This window comes from Polynucleobacter sp. MG-5-Ahmo-C2, assembly GCF_018687735.1.
GTDB lineage: Bacteria > Pseudomonadota > Gammaproteobacteria > Burkholderiales > Burkholderiaceae > Polynucleobacter.
This window is the reverse complement of record NZ_CP061304.1, coordinates 748,262-766,805: the sequence shown is the minus strand read 5'-3', so window position 1 is coordinate 766,805 and position 18,544 is coordinate 748,262. Positions and strand designations below refer to the sequence as shown.

At 46.6% G+C, this 18,544-nt stretch carries 17 protein-coding genes and 2 tRNA genes; 1 reads left to right on the top strand and 18 read right to left on the bottom strand.

Annotated features, from left to right (window positions below):
- Positions 1–12: 12 nt before the first annotated feature.
- Genes C2740_RS03970 through C2740_RS03945 form a run of 6 tightly spaced genes read right to left on the bottom strand, consistent with a single transcriptional unit; the run spans position 13 to position 8,757 of the window.
- Positions 13–1,215, bottom strand: coding sequence for a tryptophan--tRNA ligase (locus C2740_RS03970; RefSeq protein ID WP_215294110.1), 1,203 nt, complete (start codon positions 1,213–1,215; stop codon positions 13–15).
- Positions 1,216–1,244: 29 nt separating this feature from the next.
- Complete coding sequence (locus tag C2740_RS03965; protein ID WP_215294109.1) at positions 1,245–2,096, bottom strand: 3',5'-nucleoside bisphosphate phosphatase; 852 nt, start codon at positions 2,094–2,096, stop codon at positions 1,245–1,247.
- A 9-nt stretch (positions 2,097–2,105) separates the two neighbouring features.
- On the bottom strand, positions 2,106–3,209 hold the full coding sequence (gene zapE, locus C2740_RS03960) for a cell division protein ZapE (protein WP_215294108.1): 1,104 nt from the start codon (positions 3,207–3,209) through the stop codon (positions 2,106–2,108).
- Positions 3,210–4,646, bottom strand: a complete 1,437-nt coding sequence (lpdA, locus tag C2740_RS03955) for a dihydrolipoyl dehydrogenase (RefSeq protein ID WP_215294107.1) — start codon at positions 4,644–4,646, stop codon at positions 3,210–3,212. It lies immediately after the preceding gene.
- Between the two features lie 12 nt (positions 4,647–4,658).
- Positions 4,659–5,861 carry a 2-oxoglutarate dehydrogenase complex dihydrolipoyllysine-residue succinyltransferase gene (odhB, locus tag C2740_RS03950; RefSeq protein WP_215294106.1) on the bottom strand — a complete coding sequence of 401 codons (1,203 nt, stop codon included), beginning with the start codon at positions 5,859–5,861 and terminating at the stop codon, positions 4,659–4,661.
- A gap of 40 nt (positions 5,862–5,901) precedes the next feature.
- Positions 5,902–8,757, bottom strand: a complete 2,856-nt coding sequence (locus tag C2740_RS03945) for a 2-oxoglutarate dehydrogenase E1 component (RefSeq protein ID WP_215294105.1) — start codon at positions 8,755–8,757, stop codon at positions 5,902–5,904.
- A 300-nt stretch (positions 8,758–9,057) separates the two neighbouring features.
- Between C2740_RS03945 and C2740_RS03940 the strand changes: the two genes are divergently transcribed.
- Entirely contained in the window at positions 9,058–9,756 is a 699-nt protein-coding gene (locus C2740_RS03940) for an excisionase family DNA-binding protein (RefSeq protein ID WP_215294104.1), read from the top strand.
- Between the two features lie 65 nt (positions 9,757–9,821).
- Here the strand turns inward: C2740_RS03940 and C2740_RS03935 are convergent, their stop codons facing one another.
- The 12 genes from C2740_RS03935 to C2740_RS03880 form a co-directional block, all read right to left on the bottom strand.
- On the bottom strand, positions 9,822–10,106 hold the full coding sequence (locus C2740_RS03935; protein ID WP_215294103.1) for an H-NS family nucleoid-associated regulatory protein: 285 nt from the start codon (positions 10,104–10,106) through the stop codon (positions 9,822–9,824).
- Between the two features lie 202 nt (positions 10,107–10,308).
- Positions 10,309–10,728, bottom strand: coding sequence for a PaaI family thioesterase (locus tag C2740_RS03930; protein ID WP_215294102.1), 420 nt, complete (start codon positions 10,726–10,728; stop codon positions 10,309–10,311).
- A gap of 29 nt (positions 10,729–10,757) precedes the next feature.
- Positions 10,758–10,834 (bottom strand) — tRNA-Pro (locus tag C2740_RS03925).
- Positions 10,835–10,859: 25 nt separating this feature from the next.
- Positions 10,860–11,210: a MerR family transcriptional regulator gene (locus C2740_RS03920; protein WP_215294101.1), complete on the bottom strand. Its 351-nt coding sequence runs from the start codon at positions 11,208–11,210 to the stop codon at positions 10,860–10,862.
- Positions 11,188–11,511 carry an integration host factor subunit alpha gene (locus tag C2740_RS03915; RefSeq protein WP_215294100.1) on the bottom strand — a complete coding sequence of 108 codons (324 nt, stop codon included), beginning with the start codon at positions 11,509–11,511 and terminating at the stop codon, positions 11,188–11,190. The genes C2740_RS03920 and C2740_RS03915 overlap by 23 nt, the downstream gene beginning before the upstream one ends.
- Before the next feature lie 45 nt (positions 11,512–11,556).
- On the bottom strand, positions 11,557–14,013 hold the full coding sequence (gene pheT, locus C2740_RS03910) for a phenylalanine--tRNA ligase subunit beta (RefSeq protein WP_215294099.1): 2,457 nt from the start codon (positions 14,011–14,013) through the stop codon (positions 11,557–11,559).
- Between the two features lie 33 nt (positions 14,014–14,046).
- On the bottom strand, positions 14,047–15,093 hold the full coding sequence (gene pheS / locus C2740_RS03905; RefSeq protein WP_215294098.1) for a phenylalanine--tRNA ligase subunit alpha: 1,047 nt from the start codon (positions 15,091–15,093) through the stop codon (positions 14,047–14,049).
- 25 nt (positions 15,094–15,118) lie between these two features.
- Positions 15,119–15,484: a 50S ribosomal protein L20 gene (gene rplT, locus C2740_RS03900; protein WP_215294097.1), complete on the bottom strand. Its 366-nt coding sequence runs from the start codon at positions 15,482–15,484 to the stop codon at positions 15,119–15,121.
- A gap of 25 nt (positions 15,485–15,509) precedes the next feature.
- Positions 15,510–15,707 (bottom strand): 50S ribosomal protein L35, encoded by a 198-nt coding sequence (rpmI, locus tag C2740_RS03895; protein ID WP_011902674.1) that lies wholly within the window; start codon positions 15,705–15,707, stop codon positions 15,510–15,512.
- 150 nt (positions 15,708–15,857) lie between these two features.
- Positions 15,858–16,382 carry a translation initiation factor IF-3 gene (infC, locus tag C2740_RS03890; protein ID WP_201721516.1) on the bottom strand — a complete coding sequence of 175 codons (525 nt, stop codon included), beginning with the start codon at positions 16,380–16,382 and terminating at the stop codon, positions 15,858–15,860.
- A 42-nt stretch (positions 16,383–16,424) separates the two neighbouring features.
- Entirely contained in the window at positions 16,425–18,347 is a 1,923-nt protein-coding gene (thrS, locus tag C2740_RS03885) for a threonine--tRNA ligase (protein ID WP_215294096.1), read from the bottom strand.
- 111 nt (positions 18,348–18,458) lie between these two features.
- A tRNA-Val gene (locus tag C2740_RS03880) sits at positions 18,459–18,535 on the bottom strand.
- Positions 18,536–18,544 lie beyond the last annotated feature (9 nt).

Here is an 18,544-nt window from a genome sequence, read left to right as displayed (position 1 = left end):
ACAAGTTTTGACTCAGTCGTAAGCAAGGCCCATTGCTTCACGGACCTCGCGCATCGTTTCTTGCGCAACCTTACGAGCCTGATCGCAACCATCAGCAATAATCGAACGCAACAAACTGGGATCATCTAAATATTTCTGAGCACGCTCGAACATAGGTTGCTGCTCTGCCAGAATGGCATCAATCACCGGCTGTTTACACTCAAGGCAGCCAATACCTGCAGATTTACAAGCTTTATCAACCCACTGCTTCGTCTCTTCGCTAGAGTACACGGTATGCAATTGCCATACTGGGCAACGCGCGGGATCGCCGGGATCTGTTCTGCGGACGCGAGCCGGATCCGTTGGCATCGTCCTAATTTTCTTGATCACCTCTTCAGGTTGCTCACGAATGCTAATGGTATTGCCATAAGACTTCGACATTTTTTGACCATCAATCCCCGGCATGCGTGACGCAGCGGTTAATAACGCCTGCGGCTCCGGAAGAATAATTTTGCGAGAACCCTCTAAGAAACCAAATAACCGCTCACGATCAGCCATCGATAAACTTTGCGCTTCCTGTAACAATGCCTTGGCTTGCCCTAATGCTTCATCATCACCGCGCTCCTGAAATGCCACGCGTAGCTCCGCATACATCTTGGCGCGTTTGCTGCCAAGCTTCTTGACCGCCTCCAACGCCTTTTCCTCAAAGCCAGGTTCACGACCATACAAATAATTAAAGCGACGCGCTACTTCACGTGTCATCTCTACGTGAGGTACTTGATCTTCACCAACGGGCACAAACTGTGCGCGGTAAATCAAAATATCAGCAGCCTGAAGTAATGGGTAACCTAAGAAGCCATAGGTTTGTAGATCTTTTTCTTTTAACTTTTCAATCTGGTCTTTATAGGTTGGCACTCGCTCAAGCCAGCCCAATGGAGTTCCCATGGACAACAGCAAGAAAAGTTCTGCGTGCTCGGGTACCTTGCTCTGAATAAACAAGGTTGCTTGATTTGGGTCGACACCTGCTGCCAACCAATCAATCACCATATCCCAAACGGATTGTTCAATCACATCGGGAGTTTCATAATGAGTGGTCAGAGCGTGCCAGTCAGCCACAAAGAAAAAGCATGGATACTCAGACTGCAAGCGCACCCAATTCTTCAGGACGCCATGGTAGTGGCCAAGATGCAAATTACCCGTAGGTCGCATACCAGAGAGAACGCGTTCAGCAAACATCTTTATTCTTTATCTTTGTCGTTAATGAATCAATGAAATACAGACCATACTGGTGTGAGATGGTCTGGTAAATGTGGCAAGTTCCCTAAGTCAATATGGCTCTCCCTAGGATCATGAAAATCTGATCCACGTGAGGCCAAGAAACCATATTGTTGCGCAATTTTTCCAAAGGTTTGGTACTGATCTGGGCTATGACTTCCCGTAATCACTTCAATCGCCAAGCCGCCAATATCTTTGAAGTGCTTATAGAGCTCATCCATCTGCATCGCATTCAGTCTGCTGTAGCGCCCTGGATGGGCAATCACAGCCACTCCGCCAGCCGCCTTGATCCAGGAAACCGCATCATCCAAGGTTGCCCACATATGTGGAACAAAGCCGGGCTTATCTTCCACTAAGTAATTTTTGAATACATGCTCAGTATCTCGACAAACTCCCTGCTCTACTAAAAAGCGTGCAAAGTGTGTGCGCGAAATCAACTCATGATTACCGGCGTAATGTAAGGCGCCTTCATAGGCCCCCGGAATACCTACTTTAGTCAATTGTTCCGCCATGAGCTGCGCTCGATTACTACGACCATCACGCGTGCGTCTTAGGCCCTCTAAAATTCCAACGTGGTCAGCATCAATACCAAGCCCAACGATATGAATGGTTTGCCCCATCCAAGTCACCGAAATCTCAACACCGGCGAGGTAATCCATCTTTAAGGCACTAGCTGCATCTTTTGCACGCTGCTGCCCACCCAGCTCATCATGATCAGTTAATGCCCATAAATGCACGCCGTTAGCCTTCGCCCGCTCTGCCAGTGCTTCAGGCGTCAAAGTGCCATCAGAAACTACTGAATGACAATGTAAGTCGGCGTTAATGGGGGAAAGGCTGCTCATGACCCTATTTTAGGTCAAGCTTGTGTCAATTACCCGGCGTGGCGCATCCAGGTAGTCACGGGACTGCATCTCAATCAGGCGGGACACGGTTCTGGAGAATTCCGCGGTAATTTGACCCTCGGTATACAGATCTGGGGCTGGAACATCAGCCGAGATGATTAATTTGATCTTATGGTCGTATAAAACGTCTATGAGCCAGATAAACCGACGGGCTTCATTCGTCATTCTTGGAGGCATATACGGCACTCCAGAAAGAATCACTGTATGAAACTGCTTGGCAATCTCTAAGTAGTCATTTTGAGAGCGCGGGCCACAACACAGCGTTTGAAAATCAAACCAAACTACTCCCTCAGCCATGTGCAAGGGACGCAGTTCGCGAGACTCGATATATAAGACCGGCATTTGCGTCTCTTTTTTCTTACCAATCAAAGTCTGAAACATTTGGCCAAGTTTGACTTGGGTTTCTGCATTAGCCGGAGATAGGTAAGCCTCTACTTGAGCCATTTGCACACGACGATAGTCGTTACCTGCATCGACATTCAGAACATCTAACTTTTCTTCAAGTAATTTGATGGCTGGCAATAAGCGATCGCGATGCAGGCCATTGGGGTACAGCTGATCCGGGCGATAGTTTGATGTCATCACAAATTGCACGCGATCCTCAAATAGCGCACTTAATAGGCGATACAGCATCATGGCATCAGCAATGTCATTAATATGGAACTCATCAAAGCAAATCAGGCGATAGCGCTTTGATATCCTCTTAGCAAGCTCATCTAGCGGATCTGACATGCCTGAAAGCTCATGCAATTCGCGGTGTACTTCCCGCATGAACTCATGAAAATGAATGCGAATCTTTTTTTCTAATGGTGAAGCTGCATAAAAGCAATCCATCAAAAAGGATTTACCACGACCTACCCCGCCCCATAAATACAAACCGCGGGGGAGTGCCGGCTTAAAGAGCGCCTTCTTGAGATTGTTGCTACGGATTTCTTTATAGGCAATCCACTCGTCTTCGCACTGCTGTAGACGCTCTACAGCACGAAGCTGCGCGGGATCACTTTGATACCCGCGCGTCTTTAACTCTTGCTGGTAAAACTCAATGGTTTTCAATTACATATTTAATGCGCGTTGATCCGTCGCTAATGCTGCTTCGCGTATCACTTCTGACAAGCTGGGATGCGGATGACAGATGCGTGCAATATCTTCAGCTGCTGCCTTAAATTCCATCGCTACAGCTGCTTCTGCAATTAAATCAGATGCATTTGGTCCAATGATGTGAACTCCCAGGATTTCATCAGTCTTGGCATCGGCCAAGATTTTGACAAAACCATCAGCGCGACCCATACCCAATGCGCGACCGTTAGCTCCAAATGGAAATTGACCTGCCTTGTATGCAATTCCAGCCTCTTTGAGTGCTTGCTCAGTCTTACCAACCCAAGCAATTTCAGGATCGGTATAGATCACCCAAGGAATGCAGTTGTAATCAATGTGTGGTTTTTGACCAGCGATTACTTCCGCCGCGAGAACGCCTTCGTCTTCTGCTTTATGGGCCAACATGGGGCCGCGCACTACGTCACCAACCGCATAAACACCAGGAGCAGCAGTTGCGCAAGTATGGTCATCAATTGGAATAAAGCCACGCTCGTCTACCTTAAGGCCAATCTTGTCTAAGCCTAACTGATCGGTATTGGGTACACGCCCAACAGATACTATCAGGCGATCGCATTCCAACTTAGCAGCTTTACCAGCGCTATCGGTGTAATTCACAACAACACCTTTTTTATCTGCCTTCACTTCACCAATCTTCACACCCATATTGATGTTCAAGCCCTGCTTCACAAAAAGCTTGTGAGCTTCTTTGGCGATACCGATATCACAAGCCGCCAAAAATGTAGGTAGCGCCTCGAGCACAGTCACCTCAGAACCCAGGCGACGCCATACGGAACCGAGCTCCAAACCAATCACGCCGGCGCCAATCACGCCAAGCTTCTTGGGCACTGAATCAAACTTTAAGGCACCCTCGTTATCGCAGATCAAAACGTTATCTACTGGCAAACCAGGCAAATGACGTGCTTTTGAACCGGTTGCAATAATCACATTCTTGGCACTTACAGTTTCTTTGTCTTTACCGTCAATCTTGACTTGATAGCCATCAGCACCCTTAGCTTCAAAAGAGGCATGGCCCTTTAGCAAAGTGATCTTATTCTTGCGGAACAAATACTGAATACCACCAGTCATCTTCGTAACGATGTCATCTTTACGAGCAACCATCTTTTTGGAATCAATGCTGACAGCGCCAACTTTAATGCCATGATCAGCAGCATGATGCCCAATCTTCTCAAATTCCTCAGAAGAAGCCAATAAAGCCTTGGATGGAATACAGCCGACGTTTAAGCAAGTACCACCTAAGCGTGGCTCACCTTTAGGATCATCATAAGAACTAGATTCAGCACAGGCAACTTTAAAACCAAGTTGCGCAGCACGTATGGCGGCGATGTAGCCACCAGGGCCACCACCAATTACGAGTACATCAAAAGCTTGGCTCATGATCTTCCCTTCTTACAAATCAAGGAGAAGACGTGATGGATCTTCTAAAGCATCCTTCATCGCAACTAAACCAAGCACCGCCTCGCGGCCGTCAATAATGCGGTGATCATAAGACAAAGCCAAATAATTGATTGGGCGAACGACTACTTGACCGTTTTCAACAACAGCACGGTCCTTAGTGGCATGGATACCCAAAATTGCAGATTGTGGTGGGTTAATGATTGGGGTTGAAAGCATGGAACCAAATACGCCACCATTAGAGATGGAGAATGTGCCGCCAGTGAGCTCTTCAATCGACAGCTTGCCTTCACGCGCTTTAACACCAAACTCAGCAATCTTCTTCTCAATATCAGCCAAATTCATTTGGTCAACGTCACGCAGAATCGGAACAACCAAACCACGTGGCGAGCTTACAGCGATACCGATATCAAAGTAGCCGTGGTAAACGATATCGTTTCCATCAACCGAGGCATTGAGCAATGGGAATTTTTTCAAGGCGTGTGTGGCTGCTTTCACGAAAAAGGACATAAAGCCCAACTTCACACCATGAACTTTTTCAAATTGATCTTTGTACTTGTTACGCATTGCAATCACTGGAGCCATATTGACTTCATTGAACGTGGTCAAAATTGCATTATTTGCTTGTGACTCAAGTAAGCGCTCTGCAATACGGGCACGCAAGCGGCTCATTGGAACGCGCTCTTCTGGGCGAGCGCCCATCGGCATTGGTGCACTTGGAATAGCGGCAGATTTTGCACCACCAGCAGCAGCACTTAATGCATCCCCCTTAGTGATGCGGCCATCACGACCAGAGCCAGCAACTTGGCCAGCGTTGATATTGTTTTCAGCAAGAATCTTCGCGGCCGAAGGAGCAGCAGCTGCGCCGGCTTTGGCAGCAGGAGCTGCTGCTTTTGCAGGTGCTGGAGCGGCGACTGGGGCAGGTGCGGCAGCCGCAGGAGCCGCAGTAGCTACTGCAGTGCTGTCAATCTTAGCAATCAACTGCTCTGCAACAACAGTGCCACCATCGGCAACCACGATTTCAGTTAAAACACCAGCAGACGGGGCTGGTACCTCAAGAACAACCTTATCAGTTTCGATTTCAATCAAGATCTCGTCTTGACCAACGGCATCGCCGACTTTCTTTTTCCATTGCAACAAAGTTGCTTCAGCAACTGATTCAGAGAGTTGTGGAACTTTAACTTCAAAAATAGCCATGATTAATCCTAGTTATATGTATGTTGAGTTGTGACGACGGTTATTTCGTAATCACGTAACCTTTTAGTTTGGCAAATGCCGCATTCAGTAAAGACTTCTGCTGTTCTTGATGGAGATGTGCATAACCGCAAGCAGGCGAAGCAGATGCGGGACGACCTGCATAAGCCAACTTCATACCATCAGACATGTTTTCCAAAATGTTGTGTTGGACAAAGAACCAAGCACCTTGGTTTTGTGGTTCATCCTGACACCAAATCACCTCTTCTAGTTTTGGATATTTCTTGAGTTCAGCGGTCAATGCTTTATGTGGAAACGGATAGAGCTGCTCTAGACGAATGATGGCGACATCAGCAATCTTATTCTCGGTGCGCTGCTTCACCAAATCGTAATAGACCTTACCCGAACACATAATCAAACGCGTGACCTGTTTAGCATCGATCGCGTCATCGCGCTCGCCAATAATGGTCTGAAATCCACCCTTTGTAAATTCTGACAAAGGAGAGGCAGCCTCTTTATTACGAAGTAATGATTTTGGCGTCATCAAGATCAGCGGCTTGCGGAACTGACGAATCATTTGACGGCGCAATACGTGGAAGATCTGTGATGCAGTAGTCGGTTGAATCACCTGCATATTTGTATCGGCGCATAATTGCATGAAGCGCTCTAAACGTGCGGATGAATGCTCTGGACCTTGACCTTCGTAACCGTGAGGCAGCATCATGACAAGGCCATTAGCACGACCCCACTTCACCTCACCAGAAGCAATGAACTGGTCAATCACCACTTGTGCACCGTTAGCAAAGTCGCCGAACTGGGCTTCCCAAATGGTTAGAGTGTTCGGTTCTGCTGCTGCATAACCATATTCAAAGCCGAGAACCGCCTCTTCAGAAAGAATCGAGTCAATCACCACAAACGGCGCCTGATCTTTAGCAACGTGTTGAAGAGCAATATGCGTGCCGGTATCCCACTTTTCACGATCCTGTTCATGCAATACCGCATGGCGATGTGTAAAGGTACCGCGACCGCTATCTTCTCCGGATAAACGCACTGGGTAGCCACTGGCAACCAAGGAGGCAAAAGCCATATGTTCACCCATACCCCAGTCAACATTTACCTCACCTCGCCCCATTGCTGCGCGATCGTTATAGACCTTCGCAACCAATGGATGGGCTTTGAAATTTTGAGGAATGGTCGAAATCTTCTCAGCCAAACGCTTCCATTCTGTCAATGGAATGGCGGTGTCAGATTCATCGGTCCATTTCTTATTCAAGAAAGGAATCCAATCGACTGCGAACTTACCTTTGAAGTTGCTCAATACCGGATCAGAAGTCTGTTTACCTTCGTCCATTGCAGCACGGTACTCTTTCACCATCAAATCGCCAGTACCCGCTGGCAAGACGCCTTGGGCCTCTAATCGATCGGCATAGACCTTACGTGTGCCAGGGTGCGCAGCAATAATCTTGTACATCAATGGCTGAGTCATCGCAGGCGTATCTTGTTCATTATGACCAAGCTTACGGAAGCAAACGATATCAATCGCCACATCCTTATGGAACTTCATGCGGAACTCGAGCGCCAATTTAGTGGCCAGAACCACCGCCTCAGGATCGTCACCATTCACGTGCAATACAGGAGCATCCACAATCTTCATGATGTCCGTGCAATACAAGCTTGAACGCAAGTCGCGTGGATCAGATGTTGTGAAACCAATTTGGTTATTAATCACAATATGCACAGTACCGCCCGTGGAGTAGCCACGAACCTCTGACATCGCCAAAGTCTCTTGCATCACGCCTTGACCCGCAATCGCAGCGTCACCGTGTACTAGGACTGGCATAACTTGTTCACCCAACATATCGCCACGACGCTCCATACGAGCACGTGCTGAACCTTCAACTACTGGATTCACGATTTCTAAATGGGATGGATTAAACGCTAAAGATAAGTGAACTGGGCCTCCTGGTGTGGACATATCACTTGAGAAACCTTGGTGATACTTCACGTCACCGGCTGGCAATGTCTCTGGACCTTTGTGTTCAAACTCAGCAAACAAGTCTTTTGGCATTTTGCCCAGGGTATTAATGAGCACGTTCAGGCGACCACGGTGGGCCATACCGATTACGATTTCTTGAACGCCTTTGGAACCAGCGTCACGAATAAGCTCATCCATACAGGCAATAAAACTCTCACCACCCTCAAGGGAGAAGCGTTTTTGACCAACATACTTCGCCTGAAGATAGCGCTCCAAGCCTTCTGCCGCAGTAACACGGTCCAGAATTTGGCGCTTCTCTTCCACATTAAATTGTGGCGTTGAGCGAATAGACTCTAACTTCTCTTGCCACCACTTCTTAATCTTTTGATCGGCAATATACATAAACTCGGCACCGATCGTGCCGCAGTAGGTTTCCCGCAATGCTTGCAATAAATCACGCAAGGACATATCGGATTTGCCGAAGAAGGTATTGCTTGTGTTGAAGACGATATCCATATCGCCATCAGTGAATCCATAAAAAGCGGGATCTAATTCAGGAATGTCTTGGCGCTCAGTGCGCTTCAATGGGTCAATATTCGCCCAGCGGTTACCCACGTTACGATACGCGGCAATTAATTGCTGAACAGCAACGCGTTTACGTCCGAGCTCAGAGTCAGCCGAATCAGAAATCGTTCTGATAGGACCTTGCTTAGCGCGCTCTGCAAAAGAGGCAACGATAGGCGCATGTGCAATGTCAGTTCGAGATGAACCATCCACAGCAGGGACTTGTTTCACGTTATCAAAATAAGCTCGCCAATGATCAGCGACAGAAGCCGGATCGTGCAAGTAAGATTCGTAGAGTTCCTCTACGTAGGGTGCGTTACCGCCAAAGAGATAAGAGTTATCTCTTGATTCCTGCATCATGATGCTCACCTTTCATCGGGTTTCCCGATTAAAAACTGTGGTTATAACCATCCGTTACGCGGCTGTACCGTCTCACGAATTGATCTGTGCAAATACTGTTACTACCTTAGTAATTTAACACGATTGACCATTGCTATATAAAGGGCTTTCCCTGATTGATCCGGGTTTTGGGGTATTTCCCCATGTAAAGCGAATTAATAAGCACTTTCCTACTTGGCTTTCAAGATTGACTGACAGATTCCCTGGAGTTTGATTTTTATTCTCTAAATCTTCAAATGAATTAATGAAATTAAGGGAAATATGAAAACCGTTACTCCGGATATGGAATATCTCAGTACCAGACAAAGCGCCAAGATTTTGCAGGTATCGCTTGGAACCGTTCAAAAAATGGTGGAATTAGGTGAATTAATTGCCTGGAAGACGCGCGGGGGGCACAGAAGAATAATGGCTAGCTCACTAGAGCAGCAACTCCAACGTAGAAAAAGAGCTATGCGACAAAAGACCAGTCAAAACTGTATTGCCATGGGCATATTTCGTAGGGCTGAAAATAGCCAAACCCTCCTCGAATCAATTAGAGATTGGCAATTAAAGGTAGAGATGGAGGTGGCTATTGATAGCTTGGAAGGCTTAATGAAGGCAGTATCCATTGCGCCTGATTTGATCTTTTTAGATGCATTAATACCACCGGTTGAACAGGTCCATCTAATCCATTATCTGAGTAAAAACAAGGACACACAGAGGATTCCTATACTAGTAGATGAAGGTTTTATCAAGCTACACCCGGGCGTCCTAGCCCTTGCAGATGAAAACAATAGTCATCGAGCCCAATTCACAGAAAATATCCAACAAGAGCTAGAAAATGGTCTCATTGACCATAATCCGCTTATTTTTGGCTACCCTGCAACCAATATCGAGGTGGATCAATCATGGCCCCAAGGCAGCCGGTATGAATTATTGGAGCCCATTTTTATAGAGGCACTAGCCAAGAAATGCGCCTAATAGGCTATTGACCTTAAAAAGGCCGCATGAGCGGCCTTTTTAGATGCAGCAGTTAAATCATGGAATTAAATCAGGTAGTTAGCACGATCTTTGCCATCAATCCACTTCGGAGCCTTGCCACGACCGGTCCAGGTTTCGCCTGTTGATGGGTTGCGGTATTTAGGGGCCACCTTGCCGCCAGCACTCTTTGTGCCTGCTTTACGACTAAATAAGTCCGAAGCATTTAGTCCATATTGCTCAATAATCACTTTAGCCTTAGCAATTCCATCGGCTTTTTCTAGAGCGATTGCCTCTTTAATCTGTTTATCCAACTGCTCACGCTGAGCTAATAAGTCTTTATAAGAAGACATGTATATTTTTCTCCAAATAGGGTGATTTTGAATAGCTAAATTAAAATATATTAAGCTATTTATAGATTAATTATATATGAATTAATCATTTAAGCAATATGTTAATAACCTAAAATTTGAAGGTTAATAAAATCAACTATTATATTAATCAATATAATAGTTATAAATATTATTATCGATTATAAAGAATCTACTAGAGATGCTACTTTCTCAAGATGAATGTACCGCTCGCCTTCGCAGTGATCTCACCGGCATCATTTAATACCACCGCTTCACAATAATTCACGGTCTTGCCAGCCTTTAATACACTCCCCTCCACCACGATACTGCCAACGCTCGGTCGCAAGAAGCTAGTCGTCATATCAATAGTGATAACCCCCAAAGGATGTTTAGCTGCACTTCGCGCGGCAGCCGCCATCGCAAAATCGAGCAAAGTCATGACTAGGCCTCCATGAGCAACTTGAAAGCTATTGGTAAATTCGGGTTTGAGCACAAGGCTAATCCGTGACTTGCCATTCTCCGCATATTCGGGAACAACGCCCAAATGGTCAAGAAAAGGAATATCTAAGCCAAAGAAGCTAGTTCTAGCTTGTATTTGTGGAGTGGGGTTTGATGAGCTCATTTGGGGTCAATAAAAAGGCTAGAGATAGGTGGTCGGGGCGAGAGGATTTGAACCTCCGACCACATGCACCCCATGCATGTACGCTACCAGGCTGCGCTACGCCCCGACAAGAGACAAAATTGTATCAGCAACTATTTGGACAGAATTTGCAAAACCGCCTGCAACTCATCGCGGAGGCGTAGTTCGCCGCGCACTTCATCCAGGCGATTTCTGGCGCCACTAATAGTAAAACCTTCTTCATAAAGCAGTGCTCTGATTTTACGAATCAACACTACTTCATGGTGCTGATAATAGCGGCGATTGCCCCGTCGTTTCTGTGGGCTTAGCTGTGAGAACTCCTGCTCCCAATAACGCAATACGTGGGAGCGGACGCCGCACAATTCTGCAACTTCACCAATAGTGAAATATCGCTTGGCCGGGATCGGGGGGAGTTGAGAGCTCGGTAACGCCGAGCTAGCATCAAACTCGGATTTCTCGAGCATGTGACTCCACTACATCTTTAAGCTTTTGACTTGCATGAAAAGTAACTACACGTCTTGCCGCTATCGGAATCATTTGTCCTGTCTTTGGGTTTCGGCCAGGACGAGCCGATTTATTGCGCAACTGGAAATTACCAAAGCCGGAGATCTTCACTTCAACGCCAGACTCAAGAGATTGACCAATGCGATCAAAAAAAGCGTCAATCATATCTTTTGCTTCACGCTTATTGAGACCAACCTGATCGAAGAGTGCTTCGGATAGTTCGTTCTTGGTAACGGTGTCGTTGATATTGATTTCACTCATTGCTAGTCTCTTCAAAAGCTTTTTGATATTTACCTAATACTAAACCTAGCGCAGACGAGCCGCGCACTTTTTTTCTACGGCATCCAATAAAGCTGCCATAACTGCATCAATTTGGGGATCCTGTAATGTTTCCTGCGTATTTAGAAGGGTTACGCGGAAAGCTAAACTCTTTTCATCATCAGCCATACTGCTGGATCCTGACTTTGGCTTGAACTCATCAAACAGCTCAATGGTACGTACGAATTTCTGCTTACTGGCTGCCATTGCATCCAGTAAAGATTGCGCAGAAACATTTTGTTTAACTACCAAAGCCAAATCACGTTGCACTGCTGGGAACTTGCTGAGCTCCTCTGGCTGAGGCAAGCCTAAGTCTCTAATGAGGTCCAAATCTAACTCAAATAGAACTGGTGCTTGCGGCAACTCATAGCTTTGCTGTAAACCGGGGTGTAATTCACCAATCCAACCAACTACAGTCTTTCCTGAGATTGTTTTTAGGAATATCTGTGCTGAGCGGCCCGGATGCAAAGCGGGGTGTTGGCCGGCCTCAGTTACAAACTGCAGAGGATCTAAAGCCCTCTCAAGATCGCCCTTCACATCAAAGAAATCCACAACTCGATTAGCGCTTGCCCACTGCTCTGGCACGAAAGAGCCATAAGCCAAGCCGCCCACCTTCTGTGGCTGATTAAAGCCGGCCACCTTACCAGGCTCCTCTTGGACGCTAGAATCACGCATAAATACCCGGCCAGCCTCGAACAAGCGCACACGACCTGAACCACGATTCAAATTGGCTTTGAGGTTATTTAGCAATCCACCCCATAGGGTGCTACGCATTACCCCATATTGGCTGGCAATTGGATTGAGAACGGCAATGACGTCTTCCTGGGCAACACCAGTCAGTCGTTTTTCACTTTCAAGATCAGTAAATCCAAAATTCACAACTTCTTGATAGCCTTGCAAAGCAAAACGCTGGCGCAATAAATGAATACCGCGCTTTGCCTCTGCCTTAGCACTCATTTTTAAAGAGGCAACTGGAGGAATATCAGGAATATTTTCAAAGCCGTACATACGTGCGACTTCTTCAATCAAATCTTCTTCGATTTCAATATCAAACCGATAGCTTGGAGGCATGACTACAAATGCATCGCTATCTTGCTTAAAATCGAAACCTAAACGCTGAAAGACATCGCCAACAATTGTATTTGTGAGCGGAATGCCGATCACTTTTTGAGCGCGGGCCAGCCGCATTTTCACAGCTTTACGCTCTGGTAGGTTTAAAACCTGGTCATCTACTGGGCCCGCTTGGCCACCGCACACCTCTAAAATTAAAGAGGAAAGATATTCAAGGCAATTGACAGTATTTTGCGGGTCTACGCCACGCTCAAAGCGATGAGCAGCATCGGTACTAAAATTAAAGCGACGCGCGCGTCCCTGAATAGCCGAAGGAAGCCAATAGGCTGCTTCTACATAGATATTCTTGGTGACATCAGATACAGCGCAATGATTACCGCCCATGATCCCTGCAAGAGCCACTGGACCGGATTGGTCAGCAACTACACCAGCATCCTGCATCTTGCCTGCAGAGTCTGGGCCTTGCAAAGTCACCGTCTGACCATTTAATAGTTCAAGAATTTCCCCTGCTTTAGCCCAACGCACTGTGATATCGCCATTCAATTTATCAATATCAAATACATGTGTAGGCTGACCCATTTCTAACATCACATAGTTAGATAGATCCACTAATGCAGAAATACTTCTTTGGCCGGCACGTACAAGACGTTGCACAATCCAATCCGGTGTTTTTGCCTGTGGGTTCACGCCGCGGATTACTCGACCTGAAAAACGTCCGCAGAGCTCTTTATTTTCTACTATGACCTTACGCTTCTCATCGAATGATACTGCTGGTACATTCCATTTAGGAGCACAAAGTGCTGCACCAGTAATTGCAGATACTTCTCGCGCTATTCCCATAAGAGAAAGGCAATCCGCCTTATTGGGCGTTAACTTAATCACAAAAATTTGATCATCTAGATCTAGGTACTCACGAATGTCTTTACCAATCGGTGCATCTGCCGGTAACTCTAAGATACCTTCATGATCATCACCTAGACCAAGCTCGCGACCAGAGCACAACATGCCCTGACTTTCTACACCACGTAACTTACCTACTTTGATCATGAATGGCTTTCCGCCTACTTCTGCCGGAGGAAGTTCAGCGCCAACCATGGCACAAGGAATCTTGATACCAGCGCGGGCATTGGGTGCACCGCAAACAATTTGTAATTCTTGACCAGTCCCAGCATCGACTTTACAGACACGCAAACGGTCTGCGTCGGGATGCTGCTCAGCAGACAAAATCTGCGCAATCACGATTTTGGTAAATACAGGCGCAACCGAATGTTGCTCTTCCACCTCTAAACCGGCCATTGTCATTGCATGACCCAATGCATCACTATCGAGTGAGGGGTTCACATACTGACGGAGCCAAGATTCAGAAAATTGCATAGCGCGATCTAAGATTTCTTAATGAATAATTTGTTATGCAGGGAACTGTGCCAAGAAACGGAGATCGTTTTCGAAGAAGAGGCGCAAATCATCTACTCCGTAACGCAACATCGTTAAGCGCTCCAAGCCAGACCCAAATGCAAAACCGGTGTAACGCTCTGGATCAATACCCATATTGCGTAATACATTGGGATGAACCTGCCCTGCTCCAGAGATTTCCAACCAGCGACCAGCAAGTTTTCCATTGCCAAAAGCCATATCAATTTCAGCAGAAGGTTCTGTAAAAGGAAAATAGGATGGACGGAAGCGCACTTGTAATTCGTTTGTTTCAAAGAAAGTTCTCAATAAGTCGGTATAGACGCCCTTGAGATCTGCAAAGGAAACATTCTCTGCTATCCACAAACCCTCAACCTGATGAAACATTGGTGAATGGGTGGCATCACTATCCACACGGTAGGTTCTTCCGGGGGCGATTACTTTAATTGGAGGCATCACATTTGCATGGGCATATTTCTTCACATGCTCACTGGCATAACGAACTTGGATTGGGCTGGTATGGGTACGCAACAACAAAGGTTTTCCACTGCTATCTTTGCCGTCAATATAAAAAGTATCCTGCATTGAACGGGCAGGATGATTCTCAGGACTATTTAAGGCGGTGAAATTAAACCAATCGGTTTCAATCTCAGGGCCATCAGCTACATCAAAACCAATTGAGCGAAAGATCTCTTCAACACGTTCCCAGGTACGCATCACAGGATGCAAGCTACCAACTGCTTGGCCACGACCAGGCATGGAAACATCAATAGACTCCGCAGCTAGGCGTTGCATCAACACTGCATCAGCCAACGCTTGGCGACGCTCTTGCAATGCAGCTTCTACCTGGGTTTTGATTTGATTAATGTGGGCGCCAGCACTCTTACGCTCCTCAGGCGACATTCCACCAAGCGCTTTTAGACGCTCAGTGAGAACACCTGATTTACCGAGATACTTGGCTTTCGCGTCCTCAAGAGCTGCCGCATCGGCAGCTCCGAGGAAATCACGTTTAGCATCCTCGACAATGTGGTCGAGAGAAACCATTGCAGCTTAGTTTAAAAAACTAAGATTAAGCTGCAGCGTTTACTACGGATTTGATCCGAGTAACCAAAGCAGCAAAAGCCGCTTTGTCAGCAATGGCCATATCAGAAAGCACTTTACGATCGAGATCGATTGACGCTTTCTTCATACCATTCATGAATACGCTATAGGTCATGTCATGCTGACGAACTGCCGCGTTGATACGAGCAATCCACAAAGCGCGGAATACACGTTTCTTGTTGCGACGGTCACGATATGCATATTGACCAGCACGCATAACCGCTTGCTTAGCAATACGGAATACGTTTTTACGACGACCGCGATAACCTGTTGCGGCATCAGTGATTTTTTTATGACGGGCTCTTGCTGTAACCCCACGTTTGACTCTTGGCATTTAATTCTCCTAATCTAGTCTGAGGTTAAGCGTAAGGAAGCATGGAGCGAATTGACTTAACGTCAGCTTTCGCAACTTCGGTGGAACCACGCAAATGACGCTTGTTCTTTGTGGTCTTCTTGGTGAGGATATGGCGTTTGAAAGCCTGACCTCGTTTAATCGTTCCGCCTGCGCGAACCGTGAAGCGCTTTTTAGCGCTACTCTTGCTCTTCATCTTGGGCATAAAGCACCCCTTCATTCACTTGTGCAACATAGGTGGTAACCGACGGTTACTCTTCCTGTACCCAGAAGCACTTCAAACTGCCAGCATCTTAGTTATTCACTAAGAATGCCTCCCTACATAAGAAAAAGAGAACTCCTAAGAATTTTCTTTTTACTTAGCCTTACGAATGGGGGCCAGTACCATCACCATCTGACGGCCTTCCATTTTTGGAAACTGTTCAACTTGGCCATGCTCTTGCAGATCCAACTTCAAACGTTCCAACATTCTTGCTCCGATTTCTTGGTGGGCCATTTCGCGACCCCGAAACCGCAGCGTAATCTTTGTCTTATCGCCATCTTCCAAAAAGCGGATTAGATTGCGTAGCTTCACACCATAATCACCATCATCTGTGCCAGGACGGAATTTAACTTCCTTCACCTGAATCACTTTTTGCTTCAGCTTTGCTTCATGCTGACGCTTGGCTTCTTGGTACTTGAATTTGCCGAAGTCCATGATCCGGACTACAGGTGGTTCGGCTGTCGGAGCAATTTCAACCAAATCGGTCTCTTTCTCTTCTGCTGCCGCCAAGGCTTCACTCAACTTAACTACACCGATGGGCTCTCCATCAATTCCAATCAAACGCACTTCAGGAGCAGTAATTTCCCGGTTAATGCGCTGCAATTTTTCAGTAGCGATCTTCTTAATTCCTTTAAAAAAACAATAAAAACCGTTCTAACCCTAGCTAGGCTCGGGTCCGACTTTCTGGGATATATCCTGCTGGAGTCGGGCAACGAAGGCATCAAGAGGCATTACACCTAAATCCACTCCGCCACGGGCACGAACGGCCACCGTATTACTTTCAGACTCTTTATCCCCTACAACCAGCAAAAATGGGGTCTTCTGTAATGCGTGCTCGCGTATTTTATACGTAATTTTCTCATTCCGCAAATCCGATTCGACTCTAAACCCTTGTTTTTTCAGCAATTGCTGCACTTGTTGTGCATATGCAGCAGAATTTCCGGAGATATTCAGGACTACCGCCTGGGTCGGAGCAAGCCAAACTGGCATGTTTCCTGCGTGGTTTTCAATCAATATACCGATAAAACGCTCCAAAGAGCCCACAATTGCTCTATGAAGCATTACTGGGGTCTTGCGACTATTGTCTTCAGCCACATATTCAGCTCCTAAACGGGCTGGCATTGAAAAATCTACCTGAATCGTGCCACACTGCCAAGTACGCCCAATAGAGTCCTTGAGGTGATATTCGATCTTCGGGCCGTAAAAAGCACCCTCGCCTGGTAACTCTTCCCATTCTTGGCCAGAAGCCTTTAAGGCGCCACGCAGGGCCTCTTCCGCTTTATCCCAAATAGCATCATCACCAACGCGCTTTGCCGGACGCAAAGCCAGCTTCACAGCAACTTCAGTAAAGCCAAAATCTTGGTAAACAGCGCGCACCGCTTTGTCAAACTGGGCAACCTCTGACTGAATCTGATCTTCGGTACAGAAAATATGGCCATCATCTTGAGTAAAACCGCGAACGCGCATCAAACCATGCAATGCACCGGATGGTTCATTGCGGTGACACTGACCAAACTCACCAAAACGAAGTGGCAACTCACGATAGCTATGCAAGCCAGAGTTATAAATCTGTACATGGCCAGGGCAGTTCATCGGCTTTAATGCATAAGCGCGATTTTCAGACTCAGTAGTGAACATGTTTTCTTTATAGTTTTCCCAGTGCCCAGATTTTTCCCAAAGACCACGATCCAGAATCTGCGGCGCCTTTACTTCCTGATAGCCTTCTTGCTGATACACACGTCGCATGTATTGCTCAACTTCTTGCCAAATTGACCAACCTTTTGGATGCCAGAAAATGAGTCCGGGAGCTTCCGATTGAAAATGAAAGAGGTCAAGTAACTTGCCAAGACGTCGGTGATCACGCTTCTCAGCTTCTTCTAACATATGCAAGTAAGCATCTTGATCTTCTTTGTGCAGCCAGGCAGTACCATAAATACGCTGCAACATCTCATTCTTGCTATCACCGCGCCAGTAAGCGCCAGCAACGCTTTGTAGCTTAAATACTTTTAGTTTACCGGTCGATGGCACATGAGGTCCTCGACATAGGTCGGTGAACTTACCTTCGGCATACAAGGAAACATCCTCGCCTTGCGGAATAGCGGCAATCAATTCTGCCTTGTAATTCTCACCTTGATCTTTGAAAAACTTTACCGCATCGTCGCGCGGCATCACCGTGCGAATGACTGGTTCATCTTTTTTAGCGAGCTCAGTCATTTTTTTCTCAAGCGCAACCAAATCATCTGGAGTAAACGGGCGATGATAAGAGAAGTCGTAATAGAAACCATTCTCTATCACTGGACCAATGGTCACTTGCGCTTCTGGAAATAATTCTTTAACAGCGTATGCCAATAAGTGAGCGGTTGAGTGACGAACAATCTCAAGTGCTTCAGGACTCTTGTCGGTGATGATGGCGAGCTGACTATCTTTATCGATTACAAAACTGGTATCAACTATCTTGCCGTCAACAATGCCGCCAAGGGCTGCTTTTGCAAGACCGCTACCAATGCTTTGAGCAACATCCGCTACGCGGACTGGGTCCTCAAACTCACGTTTTGATCCATCGGGCAGAGTAACTACAAGCATGACGACTCCATCTTATTGACTGAACTTCTGTTTTACTACTATGACCTAAAAATAAAGCGCGGCAGCTTATGGGCATCCGCGCCTCGGGTTTCCCCTTTGGGTCTTATTCGTTGGTAGGCTCGATTGGACTCGAACCAACGACCCCCACCATGTCAAGGTGGTGCTCTAACCAGCTGAGCTACGAGCCTATACAGCCA